Source organism: Corallococcus sicarius, assembly GCF_003611735.1.
GTDB lineage: Bacteria > Myxococcota > Myxococcia > Myxococcales > Myxococcaceae > Corallococcus > Corallococcus sicarius.
In genome coordinates, this window is sequence record NZ_RAWG01000353.1 from 1 (window position 1) to 9,226 (window position 9,226).

10 protein-coding genes and 1 pseudogene are annotated in these 9,226 nt (G+C 70.6%); all 11 read right to left on the reverse strand.

Annotation, left to right across the window (positions count from 1 at the left end):
- Nucleotides 1–1,090, reverse strand: a 1,090-nt coding sequence (locus tag D7X12_RS44705) for an FHA domain-containing protein (protein WP_244224968.1), incomplete at its 3' end; no start/stop codon positions are given.
- A 73-nt stretch (nt 1,091–1,163) separates the two neighbouring features.
- Complete coding sequence (locus D7X12_RS35270) at nt 1,164–2,054, reverse strand: type II secretion system F family protein (protein WP_120629599.1); 891 nt, start codon at nt 2,052–2,054, stop codon at nt 1,164–1,166.
- A 13-nt stretch (nt 2,055–2,067) separates the two neighbouring features.
- Complete coding sequence (locus tag D7X12_RS35275) at nt 2,068–2,913, reverse strand: type II secretion system F family protein (protein ID WP_120629600.1); 846 nt, start codon at nt 2,911–2,913, stop codon at nt 2,068–2,070.
- A 72-nt stretch (nt 2,914–2,985) separates the two neighbouring features.
- Nucleotides 2,986–3,801: a Flp pilus assembly protein CpaB gene (gene cpaB / locus D7X12_RS35280; protein WP_120629601.1), complete on the reverse strand. Its 816-nt coding sequence runs from the start codon at nt 3,799–3,801 to the stop codon at nt 2,986–2,988.
- A 227-nt stretch (nt 3,802–4,028) separates the two neighbouring features.
- The gene (locus D7X12_RS35285) at nt 4,029–4,262 is read right to left on the reverse strand and encodes a hypothetical protein (protein ID WP_244224969.1); all 234 of its coding nucleotides are present in this window, start codon (nt 4,260–4,262) and stop codon (nt 4,029–4,031) included.
- Nucleotides 4,263–4,375: 113 nt separating this feature from the next.
- Complete coding sequence (locus D7X12_RS35290) at nt 4,376–5,764, reverse strand: anti-sigma factor family protein (protein ID WP_120629603.1); 1,389 nt, start codon at nt 5,762–5,764, stop codon at nt 4,376–4,378.
- Nucleotides 5,761–6,390, reverse strand: a complete 630-nt coding sequence (locus tag D7X12_RS35295; protein ID WP_120629604.1) for an RNA polymerase sigma factor — start codon at nt 6,388–6,390, stop codon at nt 5,761–5,763. The genes D7X12_RS35290 and D7X12_RS35295 overlap by 4 nt, the downstream gene beginning before the upstream one ends.
- An 80-nt stretch (nt 6,391–6,470) precedes the next feature.
- Nucleotides 6,471–6,878 carry a DUF2085 domain-containing protein gene (locus tag D7X12_RS35300; protein ID WP_120629605.1) on the reverse strand — a complete coding sequence of 136 codons (408 nt, stop codon included), beginning with the start codon at nt 6,876–6,878 and terminating at the stop codon, nt 6,471–6,473.
- Complete coding sequence (locus D7X12_RS35305; protein ID WP_120629607.1) at nt 6,847–7,911, reverse strand: ABC transporter ATP-binding protein; 1,065 nt, start codon at nt 7,909–7,911, stop codon at nt 6,847–6,849. The genes D7X12_RS35300 and D7X12_RS35305 overlap by 32 nt, the downstream gene beginning before the upstream one ends.
- Entirely contained in the window at nt 7,908–8,933 is a 1,026-nt protein-coding gene (locus D7X12_RS35310; protein ID WP_120629606.1) for an ABC transporter ATP-binding protein, read from the reverse strand. The genes D7X12_RS35305 and D7X12_RS35310 overlap by 4 nt, the downstream gene beginning before the upstream one ends.
- Nucleotides 8,930–9,226: pseudogene (locus tag D7X12_RS35315) on the reverse strand (GspE/PulE/PilB domain-containing protein); the annotation flags it as partial. The gene D7X12_RS35310 and the pseudogene D7X12_RS35315, both read right to left, overlap by 4 nt.

The window sequence follows — 9,226 nt, forward strand, 5'->3', positions numbered from 1 at the left end:
GGGCAGCAGGGGGCGCAAGCGTCGGAACCGGGGGCAGCAGCGGCACCGAAGCCACCGCGTTCCTGGACCCGGACGTCTTGCCATTCGCGGACGAAGAGGCCGCGCTGGACGCGGGCGCCTTCCCGTTCGCGGACGGAGGAACCGAGCCCCCTTCCCCTCTGGGCGACGGCAGCGCCGGGGCGTCAACGGCCTCACGGGCCGCGGGGGCCTTCGCCGCGGCGGCCACTCGCGCGGCGGCACCACCGAGGGCGGGCCGATTCAGCGCGGGCGCCCCGACCTCGGGCAGGCCCGGAACGGCCTTCTTCCGAGCAGGTGCTCCCGTCCCGGAAGAGGCCGAAGGGCTGGCCTTGCTCGACGCCGAAGCACCCACGGCCGGAAGGCCCGGAGCGGAAGTCCTGCTCGGTGCGGACGCGCCCACCGCCGGAAGGCCCGGAGCGGAAGTCCTGCCCTGAGAAGCCGCACCCACGGCCGGAAGACCCGGAGCGGAAGTCCTGCCCTGAGAAGCCGCACCCACGGCCGGAAGGCCCGGAGCGGACGTCCTGCCCTGTGAAGGCGCCCCCACGGCCGGAAGGTCGGGGGCGGAGGACTGCTTCGGCGGGGGCACCGCGGCTTCGGGCACCGCCGGCGCGGCGGGCTTCTTCAGCGCGGGAGCGACCGACACTGGCATCGCGGGCGTCGCGGGGCCTCTCGCCGCGGGCGCCCCTGCTGCGGGCCGCGCGACCGCGGGCATCGACTGCTGGTAGCTCGTGGGCGCCGCTTCGAACTCCGCGAGCGCGACCTGCTCCAGTCCCTGCGGCGACACCTGCGCATGCGGTGGCGCGAGCGCCCTGCGGATGGGCCGGGTGACGTCGTCGTCATCCTCCGGCGGCATCCAGACGAACGTGAACTCCACCGGACCGACGGTGAGGCGGTCGCCGTCGCGCAACTGCTTCTCGCCGCCAAGCGGCTGCCCGTTGAGCTGCGTGCCGTTGGCGCTGCCCACGTCCTCGGCGAAGTACCGCCCGTCCCGAGCCGTGATGCGCGCGTGCCGCCGGGAGACACCGTGGTCGTGCAGCACCAGGTCGTTCTCCGAGGTCCGGCCGATCTTCACTTCGGCCTGCTCGAAGGCGAGCTCCCGTCCGACCTGGAGCCCCCGGGTGATGGTGAGCAGGATGGGCAGAGGACTAGCCCCCGACGTTGCCGAACATGAACTGGAACACGATGGGCCCGAACAGCACCATGAACACCGTCGGGAAGATGCAGGCGATGAGCGGGAAGAGCATCTTCACCGGCGCCTCACCCGCGAGCTTCTCCGCGCGCTGCGTGCGGTCGATGCGCATCTGCGTGGACTGGATGCGCAGCACCTTGCCCAGGCTGGTGCCCATCTTGTCCGCCTGGATCAGCGCCGTGACGAACGTCGTCAGCGACGGCAGGTCCACACGCGCGATCATGCTCTTCAAGCCCTCCTCACGCGTCTTGCCCATCTTGAGCTGCTTGAGCACCAGCTGCAGCTCCTCGCGCAGCGGCCCCTGGCGGCCCTTCTCCACCACCTTCGCCAGCGCGCCCGTGAAGTCCATGCCCGCTTCCACCGACAGCGTCAGCAGGTCCAGGTTGTACGGAAGCGCGCGGCTGATGGCCAGGTGACGGCGCTTCACCTGATCGTTCAACCAGATGAGCGGATAGAACAGGCCCAGCAGCATCACCAGCAGCGACCAGGCCAGGTTCATCCCCATGCCGTTGACGACGAACAGGCCCGCCAGCAGGGCCAGCACGGCGCTGACTTCCTGCAGCGCCATGATGTCCTCGGGCTTGTACTGGGACGGCTCGCCCGCCTTGATGAGCTTGCGGCGCGTCTTGGACTCGTAGCCCGGCCACATGAAGCGCCGGTTCATCGAACCGAGCTTGCGGATGGCGACGGAGCCCACGCCCTTCACGCCGCCCGCGGACTCGTCGCGCACCTCCGTGAGGAAGCGCTCGAGGACGTTGTGGTAGATGCCCACGCCCAGGAACGCCACCGCACCCGCGGTGAGCAGCGCCGAGCCGCCGATCAGGAAGGTTGTCAGGATCTCCTGCACGGTGCGCCTCGATTCAGATGTCGATGTTGACGATGCGCCGGATGATGAGGATGCCCATGATCTCCATGATGGCGATGATGGTCACCAGGACGTAGCCGAAGAAGTGGTTCAGCATCGGCTCCATCAGGTCGGGGCGCATGTAGTTGAGCACCATGCCCAGCACCAGCGGCATGGCCGCGACGATCCACCCCTGCAGCTTGCCCTGGGACGTCAGGGCGTCGATCTTGCCCTCCAGGCGGAAGCGCTCGCGGATCACCATGGAGATCGTTTCGAACATCTCCGCCATGTTGCCGCCCAGCTGGCGCGCGATGTTGGTGGACACCACCACCAGCTCCAGGTCGTCACTGCCCACGCGGCGGCCCATGTTGACGAGCGCCTCTTCCAGGGGGACGCCCAGCTTCACTTCCTTCACGAACAGGCCGAACTCCTGCGACAGCGGCGGCATCGCCTCGCGCGCCACGTGCTCGATGGCCTGGGGGAACGTGAGGCCCGCCTTGAACGCGTTCGCCATGGCCTGCAGCGCGTCCACCAGCTGGACGTTGAACTTCTTGATGCGGCGCTTGCGATAGTGCTTCACCAGCAGCATCGGCAGGAAGAAGCCGAAGATGGTCGCCAGCACCGCCAGGATGGGGTTGAAGACGATGTAGCTGAGGATGCCCAGAAGGCACATGCACGCGATGTTGAGGATCAACATCTGCCGCGCGTCGATGAAGAGGAACATGTCGCTCAAGTCGTTCATCGACTTGGCGACGTAGCGCTCCTGGTACTGCTCATACGCCTTCGACAGGACGCTGAAGATCACCAGGCTGAAGAAGAACACCGAGCCGGTGACGAGGAGGAGGACGATACCTGCGAGCATGGGCGCGAATCCCCGGAGGATGAGGGAGGGGGGTGGAGGGCCGCTTCAACCGCAGCGGCCCTGCGCGGCGGACTACGGAGCGCCGGCCGAGGCGCCCGAGCTGCCGCTGCCCTTGATGATCTGGATGATCTCCCGGCGCTTCTGCTCCAGCACGCGGGTGCGCTCGCCGGACAGCAGCGTGCTGATGGTGGCGCGGCCGCGCTCCTCGATGAGGTCCACGTCGTCCTCGTTGCGCAGCGACAGGGTCAGCTGCCCCAGCTCCGCCGCCAGCACCAGGATCTCCGCCTCTTCCGGCAGCACCATCAGGGACACGTTGCTGTACTCGCGCTGGTTCTCCGGGATGAGGTTGATGTTCGTGGTGCCGGTGATCTTGCCGGTGGCGACCACGATGATGTTCTGCAGCAGCGTCACCGCGACGTTCTCGTCCGTCTGCGGATCGCGGAACGTGCCGATGATGTCCACGTGGTCGTTGGGGCGGATCCACCCACCGACGGCCGTCGTCGTCTTGGCCTCGATGGTGATGGCGCGCGCCTTCTTCTGCACCTTCGTCGACAGGCGCTCGGCGGCCTTCGTCGTCTCGAACTGGCTCCAGAGGATGGGGTCGCCCGCCTGCAGCGCCACCAGCACCTTCTGGTTCACGATGTAGTTGGCGGAGTCCGGCTTCACCACCGACGAGGTGACGAACTGCTCCGGGACGGAGCGCTGGGAGATCATCTCGTACGTGATGACCGTCCCTTCGGGCATGTCCTGGCCCGCCACCACCACGGGCACCAGGTTCCACCCGCGACGCACATCCGATTCCTTCTTCTTGATGGCCGAATAGGCCACGATGCCCGCGAGCAAACCGAGCACCAGCGCGACGACGAGCGGGGTCTTACCCTTCAACATGGTTCAAGGTCCTCCAGAACGGTGGGGCGCCGTCGTGGCGGCAGGACAGCTTTGACGAGGGGGCAATGCCAGGGCGCGAACGAGAGCGGATGTTAGCCCTGCCACAGAGCAGGTGTCAAAACCACCTCTCGCGACAAAGCGGAATCCCGGGACACCCAGGGTGCCGCGGGGCCTGCCCGCCCCCCGGGGTGGACGGCGCGAAAGGCGGCCGGATCCGACCTCCCGGGTCACGGGAACGGCAGGTTCAGCACGAAGTAGAACGAGTCGTAATAAATCTGGTACGCCTCGAGGAAGAGGTCGATGACGTTGGTCTGCCGGTCATCGGTCCACCGGACCTTGACCGTGGCGCCAATGACGAGCGCCACGAGCAGCACCCAGTTGATCACCGAGTACTCCACCATGGCCTGGCCACGACGGGCACGGCGCAGGGAGTGCGGCGGCGACTTCCGGGGGGGGTTCACGGGGGGCTGATCCACGTCCGGCCTCATTCTCCCAGTATCCAGGAGAGCCGGCCCGAACGCATCGGTCATCTGGACCGTCGCGCGGTGGGGACGGCCCGCGCGGCCGGCCTCCCCTACTGCGCCTTCGCCGGGGCCAGCTGACGCAGGCGGCGCTGGGCCACCTGGGCCGCGTCGGAGCCGGGGGCCTCGGAGATGATCTGCCCGCAGACCTCCGCGGCCCCGGCGCTGCGGCCCTGGGCGTACTGCGACTCGCACAGCCGGGAGAGCAGGGACAGCCGTTCGCTGCCACGGGCCCCGGCCGCGAGCGCGGCGCGCAAGAGCTGGGACTCGCGTGCGCGGTCCCCCTGAACCGCGGCGTCCTGGGCCTGGCGGGCGAGGTCGCGCGACGTCATCGCGTCGGCGCGGGCCGACTTCTCCAGGGGCGCGGGTCTGGCGGCGCCCATGGGGCCGGCTTGCGGCGACGGCTCGGCGGCGGCGGCTCCCTTGCCCGGGGCCGCCTGCTCGCGCCGGACGGAGTTCGTGGCGGGTGCGCTCGGTGCGGGGGCCTGGGCCACGGGCGCGGAGGCCGACGGCGGCGGAGGCGGAGGCGGAGGCATGTCCCCCTCCGCGAAGGACTCGTCATCCGCGGAAGCACCCCGACCGTAGGACGATGAACCGCCCAGCCGCAGCGAGGCACCCTCCTCCAGCTTCGAGGCCTTGTCGCTGATGGGGCTGTCACGGTCCAGGCTCGCCACCGCGGAGGGCGCTTCCTTCGCCCGCTCGGCGCTGTCCGCCTTGAGTTCCGTCAAGGCCGGCGCGCCGGCCAAAACCTCTTCGGCCTCCTGCTGCTTGAAGGAGGGCATCTTCTTCTTCGCGCCCAGGCTCCCCGCGCTGCGCCGCTCCAGCATCGCGCCACCGCTGCCCGCGTTCATCCAGTCCGAGGGCCGGTTGTCCGCACCCCGCATCTTCGGGGCAGGGGCAGCCTTCCGCTCATCCATCGGGACGACTTGAGGCGCGGCCGCCATCACCTCTTCCTCCGCCGGCGGGATTGCGGCGGCGGGCGCGGGGGGCATGGCCTGCGCTTCCACGGAGGCGTATCCGTCCTTCTTCGCCTTGAGGGCCTCCTCGCGCGGGGCGGCGACCTTCTGGCTCAGCTGCGGCTCCAGTTTGAGGCCCTTGCTCGCCTCCAGCGTCACGATGCCGAAGGTGCTCACCGTGGCCAGGCCCACCGCGGGCAGCAGCCAGCGGCGCCAGCGCGAGGGCTTCGGCTCCGGCCCCGCGGCGGCGCGACGCGCGGACTGCTGCGCGTACGCCAGGAGCGACTCCAGGCCGGCGTCCGGCGCGGGTTCGACGGACAGGTGCGCCATGGTGGAGCGCACGCCACGGATGTCCGCCAGGGCCTTGGAGCAGCGCGCGCAGCCGTGGACGTGCTGCTCCAGCGTCTGGGCCTCCGACGGCGGCAGCTCGCCGTAGGCGAAGTCGAGGAGCCGGTCCTCGTGCGCATGCGCATTCTGGGCACTCATCCCGCCACCGTCCTTCCATCCTCCGACAGGTCGCCATCCACGCCCAGCTCTCCCAGGCGACGCCGCAGTCCCTCCAACGCGTAGCGCATCCGGCTCTTCACCGTGTTCTCGGACACGCCCGTCACCTCGGCGATCTCCTTGAATGGGATGCCGCTGTACTCGCGCAGCACGAACACCTCGCGCTGCTCCTCCGGCAGGCCCGCGAGGGCCCGCTCCAGCAGGGGCCGCAGGCGCGCGTTGTGCGCCCCGCGCTCCGGGCTGGCCCCGGAGTCCGGCAGTCCCTCGCCCAGCGGACGCCCCTCTTCCCCGTCAGCACCAGCCACGGGGGCTTCCAGGGACGACGTCTGGCGGTAGCTCTCTTTGCGCGTGCTGTCCACGCAGAGGTTCCTCGCGATGGTGTACAGCCAGGTCGTGAACCGGGCCTTGGGCTCATACTCCCGGGCGCTGCGAACCACCTTGAGCCACGTCTCCTGCAGCACGTCCTCCGCCCGCGCCCGGTGCCCGACGAAGCGCAGGATGAAGTTGAACACCGGCGCGCGGTGCTTCCGCATCAGCGTTTCGAACGCGCGCGCGTCCCCTGCCTGGAAGGCGAGCATCAGCCGCTCGTCTGAGGTTTCGGGTGCCAACTCTCCCCCAGTGCCATGAAGCCACGGGTGCCATCCCCTTCCCGCCCGTTGCCTGTAACGGACAGGAGCACGGGAAAGGTCTATTCCGGCCGTGGTCGCCGGTAAGTGGCGAGAATGACAGGGACCGCCACCCCTGTCACCAGAAGCGCCTGCGCCAGCAGCACCACCGGCAGCGGGCGCTGCACGTGGACGTACAGCGAGCGGCCGAGCCCCGCGCCCAGCAGCACGCCCGTCAGCATGCGCACCGCGTTGTGGCCGGACGCCGGACGGAAGCGGCCCACCGCCCAGTCCACCAGCGCCGGCAGCGTGAGCCCAAGGCCCACCGGCACGTCCCACGCCCACGTGAGCGGGGAGCGCAGGGCGAACAACCCGAGGAAGACGGCGGCGAGCACCGGGTACGTGCCCAGGCAGCGCGCGCAGACGCGCACGCCCGCGAGCACGTACGTGCGGTTGTACTCATCCGCGTGATGGTGGCTGAGCCAGAACACCGGCACCTCCAGGGGACGCGGCATCCACGGTCCCGGCTGCCGCGGGTTCGGAGCGCTGGGAGTCCCCTTCCGCGAGGAAGCACGCGGCGGCGTGGCCTCCACCCAGCGGGTACAGCGGCGGCGCCTCACGCCGGCAGCGCTCCATGACGTAGGGGCAGCGCGGGTGGAACGCGCAGCCGGACGGAGGGGACAGCGGCGAGGGCGGCTCGCCCGGCAGCAGCTGGCGCGTGGGCGGACGCTCCGGATCCGGCACCGGCACCGCGGACAGGAGCGCCTGCGTGTACGGGTGGCGCGGGACCGCGTACAGCGCGCGCGAAGGGGCCACCTCCACGATGCGGCCCAGGTACATCACCGCCACGCGCGTGGACACGTACTCGACGATCTTCAGGTCGTGCGCGATGAAGACGTAGGTGAGCCCGCGCTCGCGCTGCAGGTCCACCAGAAGATTCACGATCTGCGCCTGGATGGAGACGTCCAGCGCGCTGATGGGCTCGTCCGCCACCACCAGGTCCGGCCGCAACGCGATGGCACGTGCAATCCCGATGCGCTGGCGCTGCCCGCCGGAGAATTCATGCGGGTAGCGGTGCCGGGCCTCGCGGGGCAGCCCCATGGCATCCAGCAGGGCCAGCACTTCCTCCTCGCGCGCCGCGCCCCGGGCGAGCCCATGGATGGCGAAGGGCTCCCCGAGGATGTCCCCCACCGTCATGCGCGGGTTGAGCGATGCGTACGGGTCCTGGAAGACGAGCTGCATCCGACGGCGCAGGGGGCGCAGCTGGCGCTGGGACAGCCCGGTCAGCTCCCGTCCGTCGATGCGGATGGAGCCCGCCGTGGGCTCCAGCAGGCGCAGCAGCGCGCGCCCCAGGGTGCTCTTGCCGCAGCCGCTCTCCCCCACCAGCCCCAGCGTCTCGCCGCGCGCGACGTCGAAGGACACCCCGTCCACCGCGCGCACCGTGCCGCGCGTGCGCCCGAATAATCCGCCGCGCACCGGGAAGTGCACCTTCAGGTCGCGCACCTGGACCAGCGGTTCACTCATGGCGCGGGCACCGGGTGGTGGCAGGCGGCCCACTGGCCTCCGCGCTTGGGCTCCAGCGCGGGCGTGACGCGGGCACACAGCTCCGTGGCGCGGTCGCACCGGTCGCGGAAAGCGCACCCGGACGGCAGCGCGCCCAGCGAGGGCACCATGCCGGGGATGGCCTTCAGCCGTCGCCGCTCGCCCTCCACCGCCGCGCCCGCGTCGTGCAGGGACGGGATGGAGCGCATGAGGCCCGCGGTGTACGGGTGCGCGGGCCGGGCGAACAGCTCGCGCACCGGAGCCTGCTCCACGATGCGGCCCGCGTACATCACCACCACCGCGTCGCAGCTCCCCGCCACCACGCCCAGGTCGTGCGTGATGAGCATCACCGCCATGTGGCGCTCGGCCTGCAGCCGCTTGAGCAGTTCCAGAATCTGGGCCTGGATGGTGACGTCCAGCGCCGTGGTGGGCTCGTCCGCGATGAGCAGCGCCGGGTCGCACGCGAGCGCCATGGCGATCATCACGCGCTGGCGCATGCCGCCGGAGAGCTGGTGCGGGTACGCGTCCACGCGCTCGCCCGGGGCCGGGATGCCCACCTGCCGGAGCATCTCCACCGCGCGCTCACGCGCCTGGGCCCGGGACGCCTTCAGGTGGAGCCGGACGCCCTCGCCAATCTGCTCGCCCACGGTGAACACCGGGTTGAGCGACGTCATCGGCTCCTGGAAGACCATGGCCACGTGCCGGCCGCGCACGCGCCGCATCTCCGGCTCCGGCAGGCGCAGCAGATCCTCTCCCCGGAACCGCACCTCGCCCGCGATGATCCTGCCGGGCGGCTGGGGGATGAGCCGCATCACCGACAGCGCCGTGAGGCTCTTGCCGCAGCCACTCTCCCCCACCACGCCCAGCGTGCCGCCCGGGGGGACGCAGAAGGACACCCCGTCCACCGCGCGCACCGGCCCCCGCTCCAGCGTCAACTGGGTGGTGAGGCCCCGCACGTCCAGCAGCGGCGCCACGGGCTCCGAGGACGGCGCGGCGCCCGTCACTTCTGGGCCAGTTCCTCCAGGAACTCCGCCTCCTGGATGAGCCCCTTGCGGATGAGCAGGCGGATGAGGCTCGCGACCATCCGCGCGGGCTTCACCTTGTCCGTGTCGAGGCTGGCCTCCTCACCGTTCGAGATGCGCTCGATGTCGTCCAGCACCGCCAGGTCCTCGTCGGAGAAGTCCGGCTTGGGCGTGAGCGCCACCGACGGCCGGACGCCCTGCGCGGCGCCGCCGAAGAGCACCACCGGCACGCGCGGCTTGCCCGGATCCGCGTCGCCGTCGGGAGGCGGCGGGGG

What these genes read in the sequence shown, in the direction of transcription:
- D7X12_RS35275 (WP_120629600.1), bottom strand. Translation starts at nt 2,913, where the DNA reads ATGCTCGCAGGTATCGTCCTCCTCCTCGTCACCGGCTCGGTGTTCTTC.
- cpaB (WP_120629601.1), bottom strand. Translation starts at nt 3,801, where the DNA reads ATGTTGAAGGGTAAGACCCCGCTCGTCGTCGCGCTGGTGCTCGGTTTG.
- D7X12_RS35305 (WP_120629607.1), bottom strand. Translation starts at nt 7,911, where the DNA reads ATGAGTGAACCGCTGGTCCAGGTGCGCGACCTGAAGGTGCACTTCCCG.
- D7X12_RS35290 (WP_120629603.1), bottom strand. Translation starts at nt 5,764, where the DNA reads ATGAGTGCCCAGAATGCGCATGCGCACGAGGACCGGCTCCTCGACTTC.